This window comes from Massilia sp. TWP1-3-3, from assembly GCF_049897805.1.
GTDB lineage: Bacteria > Pseudomonadota > Gammaproteobacteria > Burkholderiales > Burkholderiaceae_D > Telluria_A.
The window spans coordinates 25042-47287 of the sequence record NZ_JAFCWX010000036.1; the positions used below are offsets into that span (position 1 = coordinate 25042).

The following is a 22246-nucleotide window of genomic DNA, read 5'->3' on the forward strand; positions in this document are numbered from 1 at the left end:
TGCGCTTTTCCGCCCTACAGTTTGCCACCCCGACATATGTCATGACAACCGTGGCATCTCGTGCACGGTAGGGCGCATTGTGCCAAGCGCCGCCCGCGCCTTGCGCTCTACGACCGCGTCACCGGCAACGCCAAACTTTCGCCAAGCTTGATATGCTTGGCCAGTTCCAGCTTGGCAATCGCATTGCGATGCACCTCGTCCGGACCGTCGGCCAGGCGCAGCGTGCGATTGCCTGCCCACTGGTAAGCGAGCGGGAATTCGTCCGACACGCCAGCGGCCCCATGCGCCTGGATCGCCCAGTCCAGCACCTGCTGCGCCACATTCGGCGCCAGCACCTTGATCATGGCGATCTCGGCTTGCGCGTGTTTGTTGCCTACGGTATCCATCAGCGAAGCCGTCTTGAGCGTGAGCAAGCGCGCCGTGTCAATCTGGATGCGCGACTCGGCGATGCGCTCGCGCCAGATGCTCTGGTCCGAAATCTTTTTGCCAAACGCGACCCGGCTGCCCAGACGCACGCACATCAATTCCAGCGCGCGCTCGGCCACGCCAATGGCGCGCATGCAATGGTGAATCCGGCCAGGCCCCAGGCGCCCCTGCGCGATTTCAAAACCGCGCCCTTCGCCCAGCAGCAGGTTCGAGGCCGGCACCCGCACATTCTCAAAGGTGATTTCGCAATGCCCGTGCGGGGCGTCGTCGTAGCCGAACACGGGCAGCGGGCGCACGATGGTGATGCCCGGCGTGTCGGCCGCGCACAGGATCATCGATTGCTGCGCATGGCGCGCCGCGTTTGGGTCGGTCTTGCCCATCACGATAAAAATCTTGCAGCGCGGGTCGCCCGCGCCGGAAATCCACCACTTGGTGCCGTTGATGACGTAGTCGTCGCCATCGCGCTCGATGCGCGTCTCGATATTGGTGGCGTCGGACGAGGCAACGCCCGGCTCGGTCATCGCAAAGGCCGAGCGCATTTCGCCGCGCAGCAAGGGTTCGAGCCACTGCTGCTTGTGCTCTTCGGTACCGAAGCGCTCGATGGTTTCCATATTGCCCGTATCGGGCGCGGCGCAATTGAATACTTCCGGCGCCCACACCACGCGGCCCATGATTTCGCACAGCGGCGCATAGTCAAGGTTGGACAAGCCTTCCGGCGCGCGCGCCGACTTGGGCAGGAACAGATTCCACAAGCCTTGTTCGCGCGCCAATGGTTTGAGGCGTTCGATCAGCTCGGTGGGGATCCAGCGATTACCCTTGGTAATGCCATTGTGATCAACTTCCTGTTTAAACATCTTTTCGTTCGGATAGATGTGTTCGTCCATGAAGGCCAGCAGACGGCTTTGGAGCTCCTTGCAGCGGTCGGAATAGTCGAAGTTCATGCTTAATCCTTGGAAAGTGAGATTGCGCGCTGCGCGTATGTCCAGCCCAGTTCGGCCATCGGCCGCGCGGCCTTGCCGTTCTCAAGCGCCTGGGCGCTGGAGGCGGTGCCGTCGACATAGCGTTTCATGATGCCCTGCATGATGCCGGCCAGCCGGAACATGTTATAAGCCAGGTAGAAATTGAAGTCTTCGATGCGGATCGTCTTGCCGGTGCGCGCGCAATACGAGGCGATGTATTCTTCCTGACTGGGAATGCCCATTTCCTTCAGGTCCAGCCCGGCAATGCCGCGGAACTGGCCGGGCGCGATATGCCAGCTCATGCAATGGTAAGAAAAATCGGCCGCCGGATGGCCCAGCGTCGACAATTCCCAGTCCAGCACGGCGAGAATGCGGGGCTCGGTGGGGTGGAAGATCATGTTGTCGAGGCGAAAGTCCCCGTGCACGATAGCCGTGTCGTCGCCCGCTGGAATATGCTGGGGCAGCCAGGCAATCAACTGGTCCATCGCGTCGATGGTTTCCGTGGCCGAGGCCTGGTACTGGCGCGTCCAGCGTTCGATCTGGCGCGAGAAATAATTGCCGGGTTTGCCAAAGTCGCCCAGGCCGATGGCCTGGTAGTCGGTGGTGTGCAGCCGGGCGATCACGCGGTTCATTTCATCATAGATGGCAGCGCGCTCGGCCGGCGTCATGCCGGGCAGCGATTGGTCCCACAGCACGCGCCCGTCGATGAATTCCATCACGTAAAAGGCGCGCCCGATGACTGTTTCATCCAGGCAGAGCGCGTATTGGCGCGGAGCGGGAAAGCCAGCCTTGTTGAGCGCGTCCATGACCTTGAACTCGCGGTCGATGGCGTGGGCCGAGGGCAACAGCTTGGCGGCCGGGCCGGGCTTGGTGCGCAGCACGTAATGCTGGCCGCCTGCCGTAATTTTGAAGGTCGGGTTGGACTGGCCGCCCTTGAACTGCTCCACACTTATCGCCCTTGCCGGGCCGCCCGGATAACCCTCCACGTGCTGGCGCATGTACGCGTCGAGCGCGTCCACGTCGAAGCGCTGGCGCTCCGATACCGGTTTGGTCCCCATCATTTCTTCGAACACAAGCGTCTCCCTGGAATTGGTAGCCTTATTCTAGCCGATGAAAAGCACGCCCGTACTATTTATTTGTGGCGGCCTTCAGCGCGATTTGCGGTATTGCTCGTATAACTGTTCCATCGTTGTGCTGCGGGTGTCGCCTTGCAGCGGGGCAGGCGGCGCGTAATTCATGAAGCGCAGCACCCAGTCGGCGTCGGCTTCGCCCACGTCGAGCGCGTTGATGCAGCCGGCCGTTTGCGCCAGCGCGCCCAAAAACATGCGCTGGCCCGTCAGTGCCAGCGACAGGATCGCACAGTTGACGCCGCCGTGCAGTACCAGCAGCACCGTGTCCCAGCCGGAATCGGCCCGCAAGCGCGTGACGGCGGGATGGATGCGGTCCATCAGTTCGCCGACCGATTCGCCGCCCAGAAAGCGCTTGTCTTCGCCGACCATGCCTTCAAAGGCGCCGGTAAAGGCGGCTTTCAGGTCGGCATCAAGGATGGTGGAGAGGCGACCGCCGCGGATTTCTTCGAGCTCGGGCCAGGTTTCGAGGGGGATGTGCTGGCCCGTTTCCGCCAGCACGCGCTTGGCAGTTTCCACCGTGCGCGGCAGGCCGGAGACGATCACGCGGTCGAAGCTGACCTGGTGCTCGGCGAAGAGGCGGCCGGCGGCGCTGGCCTGGGCGCGGCCCAGTTCATTCAAGGGAACCAGTTCGGGGAGGACGGGTTTGCCGGCGGCGTCGAAGTAGGTGACGCTGCCGTGGCGCATGAGGTAGATGCGACGGCGGGGGGAGGGGGGCATATAAGTTCCGAGGTGTGAGCGCCCCCTACGTCGTCCTTGCGAACACGGGGACCCAAGGAACATTTGCTCTGTCCAGCCGTTCTATGGGTCCCCGCGTTCGCGAGGACGATGTGGGGGTGAGCTTGCGTTGTTTGATGCTGTTCTTTTTAATTCTAGCCGATGATCGCCTTGCCTGTTGAATAAGCGATAGTGTCGCGGTTTCACAATGCCTGGGCACGCCCGACACACAAAATCATTCCTTATGACAAAATTTATTCGTTTCTGGCATAGAATGGTTCGCAACATGCATAACGCGAGGGTAAGCCCATGGCAAGACCAGAAAAAGTCCGACTAGGCGAAATCCTTGTTCAACAAAAGCTCTTGTCCGAAGATCAACTCGGCCTTGCGCTGCAAGACCAGAAGCGCACCGGCCGCAAGCTCGGCCGCGTGTTCGTCGAGAGCGGCTACGTCACCGAGGAACAGATCTCCGGCGCGCTGGCCAAGCAGCTCGACATCCCGTACATCAACCTCAAGTTCTACAATACCAATCCGGATATCGTCCGCCTGCTGCCCGAAACGCAGGCGCGCCGGTTCCGCGCGCTGGCGCTGGAAGACCGGCGCGGCGCGCTGCTGGTCGGCCTGGCCGATCCGACCGACCTGTTCGCGTACGACGAAATCACGCGCCTGGTCAAGCGCAACATCGAGCTGGCCGTCGTCAACGAAACCGAAGTGCTGGCCGCGATCGACCGCATTTACCGGCGCACCGACGAAATCACCGATTTTGCGCGCGAGCTGGAACAAGACCTGGGCGACTCGCTGGTCGACTTTGGCGCCATGGCCACCAATCCGGGCCTGGAAGAGGCGCCCATCGTCAAGCTGCTGCAGTCCGTGTTCGACGACGCCACGCAAGTGCGCGCCTCCGACATCCACATCGAGCCGCAAGAGGCGCGCTTGCACATCCGCTTTCGCATCGACGGCGTGCTGCACCTGCAGACCGAGGCTGACATCAAGATCGCCACCCCGCTGGCGCTGCGCCTGAAACTGATGTCGGACCTGGACATTTCCGAAAAACGCTTGCCGCAAGACGGCCGCTTTGCCATCAAGGTCAAGCAGCAGCGCATCGACGTGCGGATTTCCACCATGCCGACCCAGTACGGCGAATCGGTGGTCATGCGGCTGTTGAACCAGGGCGGCACCACCTTGCGCCTGGACGCCATCGGCATGCCCATGAAGCTGGTGGAGCGCTTTCGCGACATCGTGCAGCGCCCCAACGGCCTGGTGCTGGTAACGGGGCCCACCGGTAGCGGCAAGACCACCACGCTGTATTCGGCGCTGGCCGAACTGAACTCCACGGAAAAAAAGTTGATTACCGTGGAAGACCCGGTCGAATACCGGCTGGCCGGCATCAACCAGGTGCAGGTCAACGACAAGATCGAGCTGACGTTCGCGCGCGTGCTGCGCTCGGCGCTGCGGCAAGACCCGGACATTGTGCTGGTGGGCGAGATGCGCGACCAGGAAACCGCGCAGATCGGCCTGCGCGCCGCGATGACGGGTCACTTGGTGCTCTCTACCTTGCACACCAACGACGCGGCCAGCACGCCGCTGCGGCTGATGGACATGGGCGTGCCGCGCTACATGGTGGGCAGCGCGCTGCAGGCGGTGCTGGCGCAGCGCCTGGTGCGCAAGATCTGCGAGAGTTGCACCGCGCCCTACGAACTGCTGCCGGCCGAACGCCAGTTCCTCAAGTCGGAACTGGGCGACAGGGTCGACACCATCAGCTATTTCGCCGGCAAGGGCTGCTCGCATTGCAACGGCATGGGCTACCGCGGCCGGACCGGCGTGTACGAATTGCTTGAGATGACGAAGGAAGTGGTGGACGCGGCCAACAACCCGGACCCGGCGCACTTTTTGCGCGCCGCGCACGCCGAAATGAAGGGCGAAACGCTGCGCCGCCATGCGGTGGCGCTGATCGTGCAAGGTCGCACGACTGTGTCGGAAGGTATGCGCATCAGTAACCAGTTAGAGGATTGACGTGCCGTACTTCGCCTACAAGGGACGCAACACGCGCGGCGAGATGATGCAGGGCGTGCTGGAGGGCGCCGACACCAGCGCCGTGGCCAACCAGCTATTTACCACCGGGGTCACGCCGGTGGAAATCGTCGAGGCCAAAAAGCCCGTGGTGGCCGCCAACAAGGAAGGCGTGGTGGCCGCCTTCATGGAGCGCAAGGTCACCTCGATGGACGTGCAAATGTTCAGCCGCCAGCTCTATACGCTGCTCAAATCGGGCGTGCCGATCATGCGCGGGCTGACCGGCCTGCAGGAGTCATGCACCAGCAAGTCCTTCGCGCGCGTGATCGGCGACCTGCGCGAGTCGCTCGACTCGGGGCGCGAACTGTCGTCGGCCATGCGCCGCCATCCGGAAATTTTCGATAATTTTTACCTCAGCATGGTGCGCGTGGGCGAGATGACGGGCCGCCTTGAAGACGTGTTCCTGCGCCTGTTCGACCACTTGGAGTTCGACCGCGAAATGCGCCAGCGCGTCAAGGCGGCGCTGCGCTACCCGATGTTCGTCGTGATCGCCATGATCGGCGCCATCGCCGTGGTTAACGTGTTCGTCATCCCCCAGTTCCAGAAAGTGTTCGACAGCTTTCACACCGAGCTGCCGCTGGTCACGCGCCTGCTGGTGGGCTTTTCCAAGTTCACCGTCACGTACTGGCCGCTCATTTTGGGCATGGTCGGGGTCATCTGGTTCATCACGCGCAGCTGGGTGAACACGGAAAAAGGCCGCTACGAATGGGACCGGCGCAAGCTCAAGCTGCCGATCGCCGGCAAGATCATCCTGAAGGGGACGATGTCGCGCTTCGCGCGCAGCTTTGCGCTCGCTTCCCGCAGCGGCGTGCCCATCGTGCAGGGCTTGACGACGGTGTCGCAGACGGTCGACAACGCCTATTTGTGCGCGCGCATCGAACAGATGCGCGACGGCGTCGAGCGCGGCGAGAGCATCCTGCGCACGGCCAAGGCGGCCGGGGTGTTTACGCCCATCGTGCTGCAGATGATCGCGGTGGGCGAGGAAACCGGTTCGCTCGACGAACTGATGGACGAAATCGCCCAGATGTACGAGCGCGAAGTCGACTATGAACTGAAAACGCTGGGCGCGCAGATCGAACCGATTTTGATCGTCTTCCTGGGCATCATGGTCACCATTCTGGCGCTGGGTATCTTCCTGCCGATCTGGGATCTGGGCAAGGCGGCGATGAACAAATGAGCAAATAACGCATGAACACATGAACCATCGAGAGCGCGGTTTTTCCCTGTTCGAACTGGCCGTCACGGTGGCCATCATCGGCGTGCTCGCCGGCGTGCTGCTATCGCGCATCCAGCTGTACCAGGAAGAGGCGGACAGGGTGGCTATGGAGAGTGTCGTCGGCGTCCTGCGCAGCGCGCTGTCGATGAAGGCGGGACAACTGGTGGCGCAGGGGAAACAGGACCAACTGAGCAAACTGACAAGTATTAACCCGATGGATCTGTTGGCACAAAAGCCAGCAAATTACCTTGGTGAGTTCAATACGCCACAAAAAGAAAAAATTTCCCGTGGGAACTGGTATTTCAATCGAAAAAAATTACTCCTCGTGTATATTGCAAGGACTGGTGCAACTTTCCAGGTCTCAGATCCAAGGCAGTTCGAATTCAAAATCGACGTCCTGAGAGACCTGGATGGCGCAAACGGCCCAAAACCTGCCGAGACGTCAAATAGCACGACGATAGAGGGAGTGGTGTTGAATCGCATTCCCAGTAGTCTCAGCAAGCAAGCAATTTTGCCTAAATAACCAAGTGTCGTAGGAGCTAAACAATGAAAACCACCCAAATGATTCGCAAGCAGGCCCAGGCCGGCTTTACCCTCATCGAGCTGATCGTCGTGATCGTCATCCTCGGCATCCTGGCCGCTACCGCACTGCCGCGCATGTTCGACATGTCCGGTCAGGCGCGCCTGGCTAAAATGCAAGCTGCGCTGGGCGCCGTCAAGGCGGCTTCGGCCAGTGCCCACGCACAGTGGCTGGTCAGCGGCGGGCAGCTGGCATGCGCCACCTGCGGCTCGCCAAGCGGCTCCCAACCGGGCACGACAGTCATCGGCGAAGGCAAGACGATCGTCATGCTGGCCGGCTACCCTGACGTTGGCGGTGATGGCTTGGCCAACGCCGCGACTGTTGTCGGCACCAACAGCGGCATCATCATCGCTTCGGGCTTGTCTTCCCAGGATTATGATCTGACAACGCTTGACACGGCTTTGACCACACCAGTGGCATCGAAAAACAATCTGACTGTTGCTGCCGATTCGGCGCACCCCAAGTGCCGCTTCACCTATATCGAAGGTAGCCAGACCGATAACGGCACCTCCCAGCCTACCGCTGTCGCACCTTCGTACAAGTCGGACGAGCTGATCCCTGCAAACTGCAACTGATCGCCCGGCCAGCGGGTCGTGAGTCCGCTAACAAAAACAGGCCAAGTAATTGGCCTGTTTTGCTTTGCAAATTGAAAGCAGTCAACAGGTGTTACCGATGACGATCACGCGACGTGTGCCTTACCTGCCGAGCATGGCTGCCCAGCGCGGCTTTACGCTGGTCGAACTGATTGCGGTGATCATCATCGTCGGCATCCTCGGTTCCTTTGCCGCCACCCGTTTTATAGGCCGCGCCAGCTTCGACTCGGTCGCTTTCGCCGATCAAAGCGCCGCGCTGCTGCGCTATGCACAGAAAGTGGCAGTCGCACAAAACCGTTATGTCTACGCGCGAGTGCAGGCAAACGGTATCGCGCTGTGTTACGACAGCGGTTGCACAAGCGGCAATCGCGTGCTCGCGCCTGGAGGCACCAATAGCAACAGCGCCGCCAACAAGCTGGCCTGCGCTGACACGGCCTGGGCCTGTGAGGCGCCGCCCTCGCAGGTGAGGATCACGCCGCTGGCCTTGTTCTATTTCGACGCGCTGGGCAAGCCTTTTCTTGCGACCGACGTGCCGCCCACAGCAGTCTCGTTGTTTACAACGCGTGCCTTTACCGTCACGGCCGACACCTCGGTTCGCACCATCACCATTGAAATGGAGACCGGTTATGTGCACTAGCAATCGGTCCCCGGCCGAGCGCGGCCTGTCGATGATCGAGCTGATTGTTTTCATCGTCATCATCAGCGTGGCCGTCGCCGGCGTGACGTCGGTGCTGGCCTACACCACCGGACACAGCGCCGACCCGCTGCAGCGCAAGCAAGCCATGCTGATCGCCGAAGCGCTGGTCGAAGAAGTGAGCCTCGGGCACATGACGTTTTGCCATCCGGACGACGCCGGCGCCGAAACGGCCACCAGCGCGGCCCCCGGCGCCGGCTGCACCGTGGCCGAAACGGTCGGCGTGAGCGCGGGCACGGCGCGCCCTTACTTCAACATCAATGACTATGTGAGCACCTTTGGCGTGGCCACCTCGTTCACCGCCGGCGACAGTACCGGCAAGATCACCGACGTGCTGGGCAACGCAAAATTCAACAACCAATACACGGCCTTGGTCACCATCAAGGCCGACGCTACGCTGGGCCCGGCCGGCGTCACCCAGATCGCCGGCAGCGGCACGGCCGATACCAACTTGCTGCGCATTACGGTGGCCGTCAAATACGGCAATGGCGAGCAAATCGTGCTCGACCGCTATCGCACCCGCTACGCACCGAACAGCACGCCATGAACCTCTTTTCCAACCTGTATCGCCAGCGCGGCGTGACCATGGTCGAGATGATCGCCGTGATCGTGATCACCGGCATTATCGGCGCCGTGGTGGCGGTGTTCATCCGGCTGCCGGTGCAAAGCTACACCGACTCGGTCGCGCGCGCCGCCGCCACCGACGTGGCCGACCTCGCGCTGCGCCGCATCACGCGCGACCTGCGTCTGGCATTGCCCAATTCGGTGCGCGTGACCGGGCCGGCGGCCGGACCCGTGTTTTTGGAATTCCTGCAGACCACGGCCGGTCTGCGCTACCTGGCCGAAGACGATGTCGTCGGCGCTACGCCCCCCGTCAATTACCTGAACTGGAACGACCCGCTCAAGACAAGCTTCGACGTGGTGGGCGTCCTGCCGGCAGACCGCCATGCGCCGGTGGTGGGCAACTTTGTCGTGGTCTACAACTTGGGCGAGGGCCAGGAACCTGCCAATGCCTACAATTGCGCCAGCGCGGCAGGGTGCAATATGGCCGTGATCAGCGCTATCAGCGGCGCCACCATCACCATGGCCAGCAATCCGTTTGCCGCGCAAACGGCGAGCGGGGTGGCCCTGATGTCGCCCGCCAAGCGCGCGTATGTCGTCACCTCGGCCGTGACCTATGGCTGCGACCGCACCACCGGCAAGCTCACGCGCTATTGGAACTATACGATCGTGAAAGACCAGCCGACGAGTTTCAGCGACGGCAACAGCGCGCTGCTCGCTGAAAATATCAGGGGCTGCAATTTCGTGTATGCCAATCTGGCGAACCAGCGCAGCGGTCTGGTCGGCCTGACGATTGATGTTGGCATCGCCGGCCAGACCTCGGCCAAGCTCACGCTCGAGCACCAGATTCACGTGGACAATACGCCATGACCCATTTGCCCATTCACGCTGCGCTGGCCAGTGCGCGCGCGCGCGGCGTCAGCATGCTGACCGCCGTGTTCCTGCTGGTGGTGCTGGCCGGTCTGGCGGCGGCCATTGTCGGCGTGTTCAGCAACCAGCAGAGCGCCGCCGTGCTCGACGTACTGGGAGTACGCGCCGACCAGGCTGCGCGCAGCGGCCTCGACTGGGGCCTGTACCGCCAGTTGCGCTTGCAGGCGCCCACCGGTTCGGTCGCCTGCTTTGCGCCGTCGCCCGTGACCTTTGCCTTGCCGGCCGACAGCGTGCTGGCGAGCTTCAGCGTGACCGTCACCTGCACCCCGGGCACTAACGTGGTGGGCAACACCACCAATCGCTGGACCATCACCGCAGTCGCCTGCAACAAGCCGGTCGCCGGCAGCTGTCTGAATGCCAGTCAGGATGCCGATTATGTGCGGCGGCGCGTGCAAGCCGAGCTCAATTAAATGGAGAATGCCATGGTCGCCCAATCAACCTGGCTTGTACCGCGCGGTGCATGGCGCTCATTGCTGGCGCTGCTGGCGGCGCTGTTGCTGGGGTGCGCCGGCGCCGGCAGCGCCCGCGCCGGCGCCGTCATCACCAATGTGACCTTCAATGGCCAAGGCAACGTCACCGTGGTGCCAGGCGCTACCATCAGCGTCACGCTGTACGTCACCTTGTCCAATGCGCGCTGGCGCAAGACGCAAATTGACACGTCGCCAGTCACGAGCATGACATGCATCGACAACACGGACGTCTCAGCCGACGGCAATTACAGCTTTACATTTAATTATGTTGCGCCAGCGAGTAATGGCCTGTACGACATTTCGTTCTATATTCAGCCAAATGCGAACTGCACTAGCGGCGCTACCGCCACACGTATTCTCACCGGTGCGGTCAAGGTCGACAATACTTTCCCCGTTGTGCTCTCGATCACGCGCGACCTGCCGGACCCGACCAACGCCAGTCCAGTCACCTGGACCGTCACGTTCGACCGTCCCGTCAGCGGCGTCACGCTAAGCGATTTTACGCTGCCGGCCAATGGTGTCGGTGGCACCACACTGTCGGGAACCATCACCAGTAGCAGTGTGTATGTGCTCAGGACACCGAATACGGGCAGCGGGACGCTGGGATTGAACGTGATCGATAACGATTCGATCATCGGCCCCAACGGACTGGCGCTGGGTGGCGCGGGCATTAATAACGGCAACTTTACCGGACAGGTGTATACGATCGACCGCGTGCCGCCCACCTTCACAGTCGTAGGCATCAGTTCGAACAACGCCGTCAGCGCGCTGTTTGCCCGGGTTGGCGAGCGGATCAGCGTGACCTTCACCACCGCCGACGCGAACGGCGTGCAAACACCCACGGCCACCATCAACGGCGCTGGCGCCACTGTCACCGGCGCGGGCAACAGCTGGGTTGCCAGCCGGCTGGTCGTGGCCAGCGACGTGGAGGGACTGGTGGCGTTCAAGCTCGACGTCAATGACGTCGCGGGCAATGCGGCCACCTCGCGCACGAGCGTGACGAACGGTTCCAGCGTAACGATCGACAATACCGCGCCCGTGGCATCCATCGCGTGCGCCAACCCGGCGCTGTGCGGCGCCGCCAATCCGGTATCTGCCGGCCAGGTCAGCTGGAGCGTGACGTTTTCGGAAGCGGTGACGGGCGTGAGCGCGGCCAATTTCACCTTGTCGGGCAGCGGGGCGACGATCGCCTCGGTCAGCGGCAGCGGCACCACCTATACGGTGGTCGCTAACGTCAGCACGGCCGGCGTGGTGGGCTTGAATCTTTCGGCAAACCTGGCCAACGTGCGCGACCGCGCCGGCAACAATCCTGGCGCCAACACTGCCGTCGCGAGCAATAGCTACACCGTTGGCGGCTGTTCGGTGGCGGCCGGCGGCGGCTGCACCTTCGACGCGGTGGAAACCGGCGCCGGCGCGGGCACGCCCATTTTTACCAAGCGCGTCGGCGCCACGGTGACGCTCGATATCCTCGCGCGCAACGGCGCCGCGCTCAATACCGGTTCGAGCGATACCGTGGTCGCTACGCTGGTGGTGGCAGACAAGACCGCCACCTGCGGCACCGTCGCGGTGGCGCCGCCCGTGACGCTGACGTTCGCTCCGGCCAATGGCGGGCGGCGCAGCATTCCCTTCACGCCAAGCCGTGCGGCGCGCGAGGTGCGTGTCAAGCTTGAATCGAGCGGGGTCACGGCGTGTTCATCCGACAATTTCGCGCTGCGTCCCGACGCGTTCTCGCTTGCCTCGGCCGATGCCAACGCGGATGCCGCCGGGGTCAGCTTCATTGCTACGCCGGTGATCAAGGCGGGCACGCAGTTCGGTATCCAGGCCAGCTCTGCCGCCGGCTATGACGGCACGCCGTCATTCGACCAGAACATGGTGAAGGTTCTTACCGGCAACACCAAAGGCGTGCTTAGCGGCAGTTTTGGGGTGGCCAATGCCAGTGGCGTGGCCAGCGGGAACGCGTTTACGTACAGCGAGGTCGGTTACGTCGGCCTGAACAGTTGGGGCGTGTATGACGACGGCAGCTTTGCCGCCGTCGACAGCGCCAAGGGTGAGTGCGTCACCGCCACGCTGGGCGGCGGGACGGCGCCGGTTGACCCCAACACGGCCAATGCTGCTGGCAAGCTGGGCTGCTATTTCGGCAGCGCCGCTTCGCCGTATTTCGGGCGCTTCATTCCTGACCACTTCGCATTAAGCGCGGGCACGATCGTTAACCGCAGCGGCTACCCGCTCTGCACCAGCGCCGCCTTCACTTACATGGGCGAAGCGCTGAAGCCGAGTTTTGTATTGACAGCGCAAAACGCGGCCAACGCGACCACGGTGAACTACACGGACACCTTGGCGCGCCTGAATATTCCGACTCAACTTGGCCTGGGCGCGATTGACGACCCGGCTGGGGGCACCCGCCGCCCGCTGGCAGTCTGCGCGGCGACCCCGGTCGGGCCTTGCCTGAACCCCAGCTCGCCCACCGGCAGTTTTTCCAACGGAGTCAGCACTGCCATCGTCGTCCCGTTCATCGTGGAGCGCGCCACCACCGTCGTGGCGCCGTACACAGCGCTGAAGGTCGGCGTCGCACCGATCGATCCGGATGGCGTGCGCATCGCCACCTACAACCTTGATACCGTCAATGTCCCTGTCGGAGCCAATCAGCATGCGCTGGTGGGCTCCACGCAGGTGCGCTACGGGCGCTTGGAAGTGGATAATGCCTACGGGTCCGAATTGCTGAACCTTGGCGTCAAGATCGCGGCCCAGTACTGGAACGGCAGCAGCTACTCCACCAACACGCTCGACAGCTGCACGCCGCTGGGCACAGCGGAGTTCACGCTGACCTTGCACAAGGATCCCCTGAGCACGGTCAACATGGGCGACACGCATATACTGCCCGGTACCCCTATGGCGGGCGGGGCGGGCAGGGTGCTGCTGACCAAGCCGTCGCCGGTGCCAACCGGAAAAGGCAGTGCCGTGCTCAAGTCGAAAAGCCTCATTCTGCCCGGCGGCGGGCGCGTCACCTTCGGCGTGTACAAGGCGGGGCCGGTGATTTACGTACGCGAGACCTATTAATTTGCCGCTTGTGTCTCATAATCGTTGCCTACATGAAAATTTTAGGCTTACTTCTATGAATTATGAATATAATCAAGGAGCTAGGGCAGCTTCCTCATAATTGATTCATCAACGGATTGCGTGCATGGGTTTTTTTAGTAAATCAAGGAAAGTCAGTGGCTTGCTCGCGATCGGTTTCGGTGTCGATGGCATGTGCGCCGCCCGTGTCACCCGGGTTGCGGCCGGCAAGCCGCAAGTCGAGGTCGCCGCGTTTTATTCGGTCAAGCAACCAACGCCGCCAGAAGTCCTCGACAAGCTCGCGCGCGACCTGCACGCGTCGCAGTACCGCGTGTCAACGCTGCTCGGCGCACGCGACTACCAACTGCTCGCCGTCGAAGCGCCCAACGTCCAGCCGGACGAACTGAAGGCGGCCGTGCGCTGGCGCCTGAAAGACATGCTCGACTTTCATATCGATGACGCCACCGTCGACGTGCTCGATATTCCCGCCGACAAAAACGCCGCCGTGCGCGTGAACCAGATGTTCGCCGTCGCGGCGCGCAACGCCGTGATTGAAACGCGCCAGGCGCTGTTTACCGCCGCCAAGGTGGAGCTGTCGGTCATTGACATTCCCGAAGCGGGGCAGCGCAATATTTCCGCTTTTTTGGAGCCGGAAGGGCGCGGCCTTGCCATGCTGTACTTTAACGCTGAAGGCGGCCTGCTGACCGTCACCTTCAATGGTGAACTGTATTTGTCGCGCCGGATCGAAGTCACGCTCGACCAGGTCCAGGAACTCGATCCCGACCGCCGCAACCAGGTGTTCGACAAGATTACGCTCGAGCTGCAGCGCTCGCTCGACCACTTCGACCGCCAGTTCCACTTCGTGACCGTGTCCAAGCTGTTGCTCGCGCCCTTGCCCAATTCGTCGCTGCACGACTATCTGTCGTCCAACCTGTACATGCCGGTTGATACGCTCGACCTGGCCACGGTGTTTGATTTTACCAAGACGCCCGAGCTGGCCGCCGTCGAGGCGCAGCAGCGCCATTTCTTGACGCTGGGCGCAGCCCTGCGGCTCGAGGAGACGGTGCTGTGACCCAACAGATCAATCTGTTCAACCCCATTTTCCGCAAGCAGAAGAAGTATTTTTCAAGCTTGACGATGGTGCAGGCGCTGGCCATCATCTGCGGCGCCTGCGCGCTGCTGGCCGTCGATGCGGCGTTTCGCACGCGCGCACTGACGGCCCAGGCGGCGGGCACCGAAGCGCTGCTGGCTGCCCGCCAGCAGCGCTTGACAGACGTAAAAGTGCAATTTGCGCCGCGCCAAAAAAGCGCGACCATCGCCGCCGAGATCGTCGCCGCGCAAGCAGAACTGGCCATGCTGCAAAGCGCCACGGCCACCGTGCAGCGCGGCGGCTTTGGCGACACGGTCGGCTTTTCGCCGTACTTTCGCGCCTTTGCCCGTCAGCGCATCGAGGGGCTGTGGCTGACGGACGTGACTGTCGCGTCCGGCGGCGCCACGATCGGGATTGAGGGCAAGGCCTTGCAAGCGCCGCTGGTGCCGCAATACATGGGCCGCCTGGCGCAGGAAAGCGTGATGAAGGGCAAGGCGTTCGCCACGCTCGCGATGACGGCAGTGGCCCCGGCCCCGACCCCCGCCCCGTTGGTGCTGGCGGGCGGCGCGCCTGCGCCGGCGGCAGCGCCCGTCTACCTGAAATTCAGCCTGCAGTCGGTTGGCGCCAGCCCAAAAGCGGAAACGCCCAAATGAGAAAATACTGGCTGAAAATTAGCGGCAAGGTCGACAGCCTCACGCTGCGCGAACGCACCATCGTCTTTGTCACCACGGCGGGACTGGTGATTTGCGCAGTGTTTTTCTTTTCGCTCAACCCGACCTATGCCAAGCAAAAGGCGTTGCTGCTGACCATGTCGCAACAGCGCGACCAGATTGCCGGCGTGGAGGCGGAAATCGCCCAGACCATGCTCGCGCACACGCTGGACCCGGATGCGGCAGACCGATTGCGCCTGCAGCAAGTGAAGGGTGAGGCGCAAAAGCTGTCGTCCGCGCTGATGGCCATGCAGCAGGGCATGGTGCCGCCCGAGCGCATGACCGGCTTGCTCGAACGGATCTTGCGCGCGCACCCCAGCTTGCGCCTGACGTCGCTGCGCACCTTGCCCGAGGAAGCGCCTGCTGCAGAAGCCCCCAAGGCGGGCCAAACGGTCGCGCCCAAGACGGGCGAGGTGGCCGCGCCGCCGCAATTGCTGCACCGCCACGGCGTGGAACTGGTGCTGCAAGGCAGCTACCCCGACATGGTTGCCTACATGACGGCGCTCGAAGGCATGCAAGGCCAGATTTTCTGGGGCGGCGCGACCATGAAGGTCGACACCTATCCCACCGCGACCTTGACGCTGGTGGTGTACACCATCAGCCTGGACAAGAAATGGCTCAAGCTATGACGCAAGCTATGACGCAAGCTATGACGCAAGCTATGACACTGTTGCACAGCCTGGCTTTGGTGGCGCTGCTGCCGCTCGTTGCATTAGCGCAAGATGGCGCCGACCCGACGCGCCCGCCGGCGGCCATGACGGCGCCGGTGTTGGCGCCATCAATGCCTGGTGGCGTTGCCGGCGGCGTGCTGACGGCGCCGCGCCTTGAGCGGCGCGCACCGCAGCTGCAATCGATCCTGGTATCGCTGCGCCCCGGCGGCCGGCGCGTGGCCGTGATCGACGGCAAGACCGTGCGCCAAGGCCAGCGCGTGGGCGACGCCGTACTGGTCGCTATCGGTGCAACCGAGGTGGTGCTGCGACGCGGCGGCAAGACTGAGACATTGACGCTTTTCCGGCCGGCCCAGCGGGTCGCCACGGTACAACCATAAAGACAAAATTGTATGCAGAAAACTACCCTGATCGCATGTTTGCTGGGTGCCGGCGCGGTGTTGGCGGGCTGCGCTGAACCGGCGCCCAAGCGCACCACCTTCGACGCCATCAAGGCCGAACTGAAGGCCGAGTCGGCCCCGCGTGCGGGCCGCCCTGCCGTGCGTCAGCCGGACGCCGTGGCCGACGCGCTGCTGCCGCCGGTCAGCGCCATGAGCACGCGCCTGCCCAAGGCGCGCGCCGCGCTCGAGGAACGTTTCAATGTCGCCTTCAACAATGTACCGGCGGCGCAGTTTTACAATGCGCTGGTGGAAGGCACGCGCTACAACATGCTGGTGCATCCGGAAGTAAGCGGCACCATCACCGCCAACTTGAAGGATGTGACCATGGTCGAAGCGCTCGACGCCATCCGCGAGATGTATGGCTACGACTACAAGATGGAAGGCACGCGCATTTCGATCAAGCCGCTGACGATGCAAACGCGCGTCTTCCAGGTCAATTACCTGGTCGGCAGCCGCAAGGGCAGTTCGAGCCTGAAGGTGACGTCGACTTCGGTCAGTTCGGGCGGCAGCGGTGGCCAGAATCAAAACCAGAACCAGAACCAGAATCAAAACAACGGCAACAATAACCAGAACGGCAACAGCAGCGGCGGCGGCCCCAGTGAGAGCAGTTCGGTGACGATGACGTCGAGCAGTGAATTCTGGACCGAACTGAAGTCGGCGCTGGACGCGATTGTCGGTTCGGCCGAAGGCGGACGTGCCGTCGTCATCAGCCCGCAGTCGGGCGTGATCGTGGTGCGCGGCATGCCCGACGACTTGCGCAACGTGGACGCCTACCTGAAGGCGAGCCAATTGTCGGTCAACCGCCAGGTGATTCTGGAAGCGAAAATCCTCGAAGTTGAGCTGAACGACAGCTTCCAGATGGGCATTAACTGGGCCGGTTTTACAACCTACCGCAACGGTAACCCGAAGCGCGTGTCAAGCGGGTTTTTGCAGCCGGGCGTCGCCTTGCGCCCGTTGCCCACTGACGGCAGCGCTCAGGGCCCGATCAGCTCGGTCGGCGGGGCCGGCATTAGCGCGATCGCCGGCTCGGTGCTCGCCGCGGCGGACGCGGCCAGTGGTTCGCTGTTCGGCCTGGCGTTCCAGACAAATAATTTCGCCACGCTCATTTCCTTCCTTGAATCGCAGGGCACGGTGCACGTGTTGTCGAGCCCGCGCATTGCGACCATGAACAACCAGAAGGCGGTGCTCAAGATCGGCACCGACGAGTTCTACGTCACCGGCGTTACCTCCACTCAGAACACCAACCTGACCGGCACCAGCACCAGCACCCCAAGCGTGACGCTGGCGCCGTTCTTTTCGGGCGTGGTGCTTGACGTCACGCCGCAGATCGATGAAAAAGGCAATATCTTGCTGCACGTGCATCCCTCGGTCAGCCAGGTGGCCACGATCAACAAAGGTATCAACCTCGGCTCGGCCGGCTCGCTGACACTGCCGCTGGCCGCGTCCAGCACGTCCGAGATGGACAGCATGGTGCGCGGCCAGGATGGCCACGTGGTCGCCATTGGCGGGTTGATGCGCCAGTCGTCGACCGCCGACCAGAGCGGTTTGCCGGGTGCCAGCAGCGTGCCGGTACTGGGCGCGCTGTTTTCCAACAAGGCGCGCGTGAACCAGAAGCGTGAACTGGTGGTGCTGATCAAGCCGACCATCGTGGACGGCAACAATGCCTTTGCCCAGGACATGCTCGACACCGGCAACCGCGTCCAGCAGCTCGACCCACGCAATGCAGGGGAGCGCCGCTAAGCTATGTATACAGCCCATTTCGGCTTGCGCGAGGCACCGTTCGGCATTACGCCGGACACCAGTTATTTTTTCACCAGCCCGCATTCGCAGGAAGCGCTCAACACCTTGCTGATCGCCGCGCGCAACGGCGAAGGCTTCATCAAGATCACCGGCGAAGTGGGCACCGGCAAGACGCTGCTGTGCCGCAAGTTCATCGCCACGCTGGGGGACGATTTCGTCACGGCCTACATCCCCAATCCTTACCTCGAGCCACGCACACTGATGCTGGCCCTGGCTGACGAGCTGGAAATCACGCTGGAAAAGGATGTCGACCAGCACCAGTTGCTCAAGGCAATCACGCTGCGCCTGCTGGAATTGGGAGGCAACGACAAACGCGTGCTGCTGTGTCTGGATGAAGCACAAGCCATTCCCATCGAAAGCCTGGAAGCGCTGCGCCTGCTGACCAACCTGGAGACGGAAAAGCGCAAACTGCTGCAGATCGTGCTGTTTGGACAGCCCGAACTGAACCGCCACCTGGAACTCGATGCGATCCGCCAGCTCGCGCAGCGCATTACCTTTCATTACCACCTGGGGCCGCTCACGCGCGACGACATGGAGTATTACCTGGCGCACCGGCTGCGGGTGGCCGGCTACGCGGGCGCGCGCCTGTTCGAGCGCGGCGCGATCGCCAAACTGTACCGCGCCAGCGGCGGCATTCCGCGGCTGGTCAATATCCTGGCGCACAAATCGCTGATGGTCAGCTACGGCAAGGGCACCCAGCAGGTCAAGGCGTCCCATGTGGCCGAGGCCGCCAAAGACACCATGACCACCAGGCGCAAGCTGCCAACGTGGGTGCTGGCCGCCGTTCCCGCGCTGGCTGCTGCCGCCGCCGCCTTTACCTGGGTCCTGAACAAATGAGCCTCATAAACAAAATGCTGCAAGATCTGGATGCCCGCGGCTCGCATTCCGGCGTTTCCTTGCCTTCGGAGGTACGTGCCGCAGGTCCCGCGCGGCGGCAATTGCCGTTGGTGCGCATTGCCGTGGTGGCGAGCGTGGTCGTGATCGCCGTCGCGCTCGCCGTTGTGTTCTGGCTGCGGCGGCCGGGCGCGGCGACGGTGACTGCGCCTGCTGTCGTTGTGCTTGTGCCCAAGGTGATAGCGCCCGCTCCTGCTCCTGCTCCAGCTGCTCCTGTGGTACCCGCCGCCGCTGCCGTTGCTGCCGTAACGCCAGCCCCGCCGTTGGCTACACCGACCAAGGCGCTCGAGCCGACGCGCAAGGTAGTGGCGACTGCGGTGCCGGCAGTCGTCGCGCCGGCGCAGGGCACGGTGCGCGATACGTCGGATTCCTCCTTGGCAGTTGAGGCCGCGCCAGTGCGCGTTGTTGCTGCGCCGCGCATCAAGCCAGCGCCGATTGCCAGGCTAGAAGTGCCGCAGCGGGGCGCCAGAGTAGTGCGCATGGCCGAACCGCTGCCGCTGCCAGTTGCAGGTTCCCCCATTGGCGGACGCGACATGACCAGCGCCCAGCGTTCCGAAGCACAATACCGCATTGCCCTGGCCGCGCTCGAAGAAGGGCGCATGGCGGGGGCCTTTGCCGCGCTTGACCATGCGCTCAAGCTCAATCCTCGGCACGACGCCGCACGCCAGAGCCTGGTGGCCTTGCTGATCGAAGCCGGGCGCAACGATGAAGCAATGCAGCAGCTCGAACAAGGCCTGGCAGTTGACGCGGCGCAGCCGACGATGGCCATGTTACTGGCGCGCATGCAGATCGAACGCGGCACTTCCGGCGTTGCGACCTTGATGCGCACCTTGCCCGCGGCCAGCGGCAATGGCGACTACCACGCCTTCCTGGCCGGCGCGCTGCAGCGCGAGTCGCGCCACCGCGAGGCTGCCGAGCAGTACGGCGCCGCGCTGCGCACCATGCCCGAGCACGGCGTATGGCTGATGGGCCTGGGCATCTCGCTGCAAGCCGAAAAGCGCGACCGCGACGCGCTCGCCGCCTTCCAGCGCGCAAAAGCCTCCGGCACCCTCACGCCCCCCCTGCAAGCCTTCGTCGAACGCAAAATCGTCCAGCTCACCCCCTGAAAACCTCCCCCGGGGTCAGTTCCCCCATTACGACACGAGCTCTACCGTAAAACGGTATCCAGGGCTATTTCTGCCTCTGTATGCAGAGCTCGTGTCGCAATGGGGGAACTGACCCCGGTTGAGGGAAAGCATTAACCGGGGGCCAGGAACGCGGCAATGTCGCTTCTGTTCGATAGCCGTACTTTGGCGCCTGCATAGCCGTCGAAAAGCGCCTGGTGCGCCGCGAATCCGCTTGAGCCGTCGCGGCTGCGGTAACTTGCCGCCCACGCTGTCAATGCCGCCATGGTGGCGACGCTGCCGCCGCGTCGTGGTCCGCGCCGGGTGATGTTGGCGATGCACTCGGCCTCGTCGACACACAGCCATAACAGCGTGTCTGACCTTGGTTGCGCCCGTGTCAGCAGGGAGCCGTAGACTCCCTCGACTACCCACGACGGCTGCGCGCAGGCGGCGTCGAGCATAGCGTGCGTCAGGGTTTTGTCGCGCGCGATGTTGTAGCCGCCCGGCTCCCAGAATAGATGGTCGAGATCAATCCACGGCGCGCCGAGCTCGGCTGCAATGCGTGCGGCAAGCCAGCTTTTGCCGGACCCGGAGTTGCCCATGACGAGGGTGCGCGCATGTCGTGTCATGTTACCAGGCCAGTACGCGCGGGCCGATCAGCGCTCCGATGGCGGTTGGCACGAGCATTCCCAACAGATACCAGAACCCGACAAACGCGGCGCTCATTTCGGGGCAATGCAGGCAGTAGAGGGCCGCGGCCGCGCCGCCCGACGCCAGCCCGGCCGCCGCCCCGGCAAGGCGCAAACGGGTCGGCGCCAGCTGGCGCATGATGCATAGCGTTGCCGCGAATACGGGCAGCGACATGAGTGCGATCAGCACCGGGCAATAGCGCCACGTCGATCCCCAGAACAGCGCGCCGCGCAGCTCGGGCGATGACTGGGCCAGTACCGCAGCGGCAACCAGCCAGACCAGCACGATCGGCGCGCCGACCACCAGCGGCAGTTGGCCAAGGCGCGAGCCCGGCGCCGACAAACGCCGCGCCGCCAGCCATCCGGCGCCGGCCAGCGCGACTGAAAACACGAACTTCAGCCAGAACGCGGGCAGCGCCACGGCAAGACCCAAGTGTGGGCGCAGGCCCAGCGTCACGCCCATCAGCAGGCCACTAAGCAGCAAGGCGCCAAGCACCAGCAGCACGTTGCGGCCCGCCGTGGCGCGCGCGAGGGCAACGTCTGGTCCGGTGGCGAGCATATCGATCAATTCATCCGTTTTCATGTTGCATCTCTCAATGTTGCCGCCAACGTTTTCAAGCCTCGATGGACCGCGACCTTAATGGCCGCTTCCGACATTTGCAGGGCGCCGGCTGCTTCCCGCACCGACAGGCCGTCCAGTTTGGTGTAAATGATCGCCTCGCGCTGCTTGGCGGGCAGCGTAGCGAGCAGCGCGATGCCGTCGCCTGCAGAAAGCGCCGATAGGCCAGCTCGTCGCCGTCCAGCCCTTGCACGAACAGCGCATGCAGGCGCAGTTCTGTACCGTGCTGAAGCTCTACCAGGGGTATTCGTTGCATCCGCGCCTTAAGTAACATCGTTTTGAAAATAAAAAAATCAAAAAAATCGTCGCGCTGCTGTAACCAATCGCGCTTTTGCTGCGAATTACCTGTCACTGTCCCACACACCCAGGTTAATACCATGCAAGCCACACGATTGCTCACTGCTTTTGCTGGTCCATGCCGCATGCCGGCATCGTACGCCGCCGCCCCCGCGCTGGTCAAACTTTACACCAGCGAGGGATGCGCGAGCCCTTCATCGGGCGATGCGCGCATCCTTCACGCGATGAGCACGGCGCCGTGCCAGCCGATAGCGAGCCTCTGATGGCCCCCGCGCGCAACATTCACCCGGTATGGCGGCGCCTGACGCACTGGCTCAACGCCGTCGCCGTGGTGGTGCTGGTCGCGAGCGGCTGGCGCATTTATAACGCGACGCGATTTTTCGATTTTGCGATTCCCTCAGGGATCACGCTGGGCGGCTGGTTGGACGAAGCCGCTACGCGGCAGGAGTGCGATCCTGGCTGATGATCGATCCGGCTGGATGATTCAGAATGTGACCTCGTCCCTCGCCCGAGGGTGTGAATCATACGAAACGAGGTCA

At 63.0% G+C, this 22246-nt stretch carries 22 protein-coding genes and 1 pseudogene; 17 read left to right on the forward strand and 6 right to left on the reverse strand.

The genetic code is table 11. The features are described from left to right. Positions 1 to 107 precede the first annotated feature (107 nt). From ACP7D4_RS24530 to ACP7D4_RS24540, 3 genes are all read right to left on the reverse strand, one after another. Entirely contained in the window at positions 108 to 1367 is a 1260-nt protein-coding gene (locus ACP7D4_RS24530; protein WP_426211859.1) for an acyl-CoA dehydrogenase family protein, read from the reverse strand. A gap of 2 nt (positions 1368 to 1369) precedes the next feature. Further along, entirely contained in the window at positions 1370 to 2443 is a 1074-nt protein-coding gene (locus ACP7D4_RS24535; protein WP_426211877.1) for a phosphotransferase, read from the reverse strand. Between the two features lie 90 nt (positions 2444 to 2533). Then, positions 2534 to 3232 (reverse strand): histidine phosphatase family protein, encoded by a 699-nt coding sequence (locus ACP7D4_RS24540; RefSeq protein ID WP_426104856.1) that lies wholly within the window; start codon positions 3230 to 3232, stop codon positions 2534 to 2536. A 306-nt stretch (positions 3233 to 3538) separates the two neighbouring features. Between ACP7D4_RS24540 and ACP7D4_RS24545 the strand changes: the two genes are divergently transcribed. From ACP7D4_RS24545 to ACP7D4_RS24620, 16 genes are all read left to right on the forward strand, one after another. Continuing rightward, the gene (locus tag ACP7D4_RS24545) at positions 3539 to 5242 is read left to right on the forward strand and encodes a GspE/PulE family protein (protein WP_426211861.1); all 1704 of its coding nucleotides are present in this window, start codon (positions 3539 to 3541) and stop codon (positions 5240 to 5242) included. A 1-nt stretch (position 5243) separates the two neighbouring features. After that, a complete protein-coding gene (locus tag ACP7D4_RS24550) occupies positions 5244 to 6476 on the forward strand; it encodes a type II secretion system F family protein (protein ID WP_426104859.1) in 1233 nt (410 codons plus the stop codon). Positions 6477 to 6495: 19 nt separating this feature from the next. Next, positions 6496 to 7038: a type II secretion system protein gene (locus tag ACP7D4_RS24555; RefSeq protein WP_426211863.1), complete on the forward strand. Its 543-nt coding sequence runs from the start codon at positions 6496 to 6498 to the stop codon at positions 7036 to 7038. A gap of 23 nt (positions 7039 to 7061) precedes the next feature. Continuing rightward, positions 7062 to 7670 (forward strand): type II secretion system protein, encoded by a 609-nt coding sequence (locus ACP7D4_RS24560; RefSeq protein WP_426211865.1) that lies wholly within the window; start codon positions 7062 to 7064, stop codon positions 7668 to 7670. Between the two features lie 97 nt (positions 7671 to 7767). Continuing rightward, positions 7768 to 8325 (forward strand): pilus assembly FimT family protein, encoded by a 558-nt coding sequence (locus ACP7D4_RS24565; protein ID WP_426104865.1) that lies wholly within the window; start codon positions 7768 to 7770, stop codon positions 8323 to 8325. Then, complete coding sequence (locus tag ACP7D4_RS24570) at positions 8315 to 8929, forward strand: type IV pilus modification PilV family protein (RefSeq protein ID WP_426211866.1); 615 nt, start codon at positions 8315 to 8317, stop codon at positions 8927 to 8929. The genes ACP7D4_RS24565 and ACP7D4_RS24570 overlap by 11 nt, the downstream gene beginning before the upstream one ends. Further along, complete coding sequence (locus ACP7D4_RS24575; RefSeq protein ID WP_426104869.1) at positions 8926 to 9813, forward strand: type II secretion system protein; 888 nt, start codon at positions 8926 to 8928, stop codon at positions 9811 to 9813. The genes ACP7D4_RS24570 and ACP7D4_RS24575 overlap by 4 nt, the downstream gene beginning before the upstream one ends. Next, entirely contained in the window at positions 9810 to 10283 is a 474-nt protein-coding gene (locus ACP7D4_RS24580) for an agglutinin biogenesis protein MshP (RefSeq protein ID WP_426104870.1), read from the forward strand. Before ACP7D4_RS24575 ends, ACP7D4_RS24580 begins: the two co-directional genes overlap by 4 nt. Positions 10284 to 10295: 12 nt before the next feature. Beyond that, entirely contained in the window at positions 10296 to 13400 is a 3105-nt protein-coding gene (locus ACP7D4_RS24585) for a DUF6701 domain-containing protein (RefSeq protein WP_426211868.1), read from the forward strand. A gap of 160 nt (positions 13401 to 13560) precedes the next feature. Further along, positions 13561 to 14469, forward strand: coding sequence for an agglutinin biogenesis protein MshI (locus ACP7D4_RS24590; protein ID WP_426104873.1), 909 nt, complete (start codon positions 13561 to 13563; stop codon positions 14467 to 14469). Beyond that, positions 14466 to 15140 carry a hypothetical protein gene (locus tag ACP7D4_RS24595; protein WP_426211870.1) on the forward strand — a complete coding sequence of 225 codons (675 nt, stop codon included), beginning with the start codon at positions 14466 to 14468 and terminating at the stop codon, positions 15138 to 15140. Before ACP7D4_RS24590 ends, ACP7D4_RS24595 begins: the two co-directional genes overlap by 4 nt. Beyond that, positions 15137 to 15826 carry a hypothetical protein gene (locus tag ACP7D4_RS24600; protein ID WP_426211871.1) on the forward strand — a complete coding sequence of 230 codons (690 nt, stop codon included), beginning with the start codon at positions 15137 to 15139 and terminating at the stop codon, positions 15824 to 15826. Before ACP7D4_RS24595 ends, ACP7D4_RS24600 begins: the two co-directional genes overlap by 4 nt. A gap of 32 nt (positions 15827 to 15858) precedes the next feature. Then, the gene (locus ACP7D4_RS24605) at positions 15859 to 16245 is read left to right on the forward strand and encodes an MSHA biogenesis protein MshK (protein ID WP_426104879.1); all 387 of its coding nucleotides are present in this window, start codon (positions 15859 to 15861) and stop codon (positions 16243 to 16245) included. A gap of 12 nt (positions 16246 to 16257) precedes the next feature. Beyond that, complete coding sequence (mshL, locus tag ACP7D4_RS24610) at positions 16258 to 18045, forward strand: pilus (MSHA type) biogenesis protein MshL (protein ID WP_426211872.1); 1788 nt, start codon at positions 16258 to 16260, stop codon at positions 18043 to 18045. 3 nt (positions 18046 to 18048) lie between these two features. Continuing rightward, the gene (locus ACP7D4_RS24615; RefSeq protein ID WP_426104882.1) at positions 18049 to 18942 is read left to right on the forward strand and encodes an ExeA family protein; all 894 of its coding nucleotides are present in this window, start codon (positions 18049 to 18051) and stop codon (positions 18940 to 18942) included. Further along, complete coding sequence (locus ACP7D4_RS24620) at positions 18939 to 20105, forward strand: tetratricopeptide repeat protein (protein WP_426211873.1); 1167 nt, start codon at positions 18939 to 18941, stop codon at positions 20103 to 20105. Before ACP7D4_RS24615 ends, ACP7D4_RS24620 begins: the two co-directional genes overlap by 4 nt. A gap of 131 nt (positions 20106 to 20236) precedes the next feature. Here ACP7D4_RS24620 and ACP7D4_RS24625 read toward each other — a convergent pair whose 3' ends face one another. The 3 genes from ACP7D4_RS24625 to ACP7D4_RS24635 are packed head-to-tail and all read right to left on the reverse strand — an operon-like array spanning position 20237 to position 21547. After that, positions 20237 to 20731 (reverse strand): adenylate kinase, encoded by a 495-nt coding sequence (locus tag ACP7D4_RS24625; RefSeq protein WP_426211875.1) that lies wholly within the window; start codon positions 20729 to 20731, stop codon positions 20237 to 20239. Position 20732: 1 nt separating this feature from the next. Next, entirely contained in the window at positions 20733 to 21374 is a 642-nt protein-coding gene (locus ACP7D4_RS24630) for an NrsF family protein (protein ID WP_426211876.1), read from the reverse strand. After that, positions 21371 to 21547 carry a sigma factor-like helix-turn-helix DNA-binding protein gene (locus tag ACP7D4_RS24635; RefSeq protein WP_426104955.1) on the reverse strand — a complete coding sequence of 59 codons (177 nt, stop codon included), beginning with the start codon at positions 21545 to 21547 and terminating at the stop codon, positions 21371 to 21373. The genes ACP7D4_RS24630 and ACP7D4_RS24635 overlap by 4 nt, the downstream gene beginning before the upstream one ends. A gap of 422 nt (positions 21548 to 21969) precedes the next feature. On the opposite strand from ACP7D4_RS24635, the pseudogene ACP7D4_RS24640 reads away from it, so the two are divergent. After that, positions 21970 to 22140 (forward strand): annotated as a pseudogene (locus ACP7D4_RS24640) (cytochrome b/b6 domain-containing protein); the annotation flags it as partial. Between the last annotated feature and the right edge of the window lie 106 nt (positions 22141 to 22246).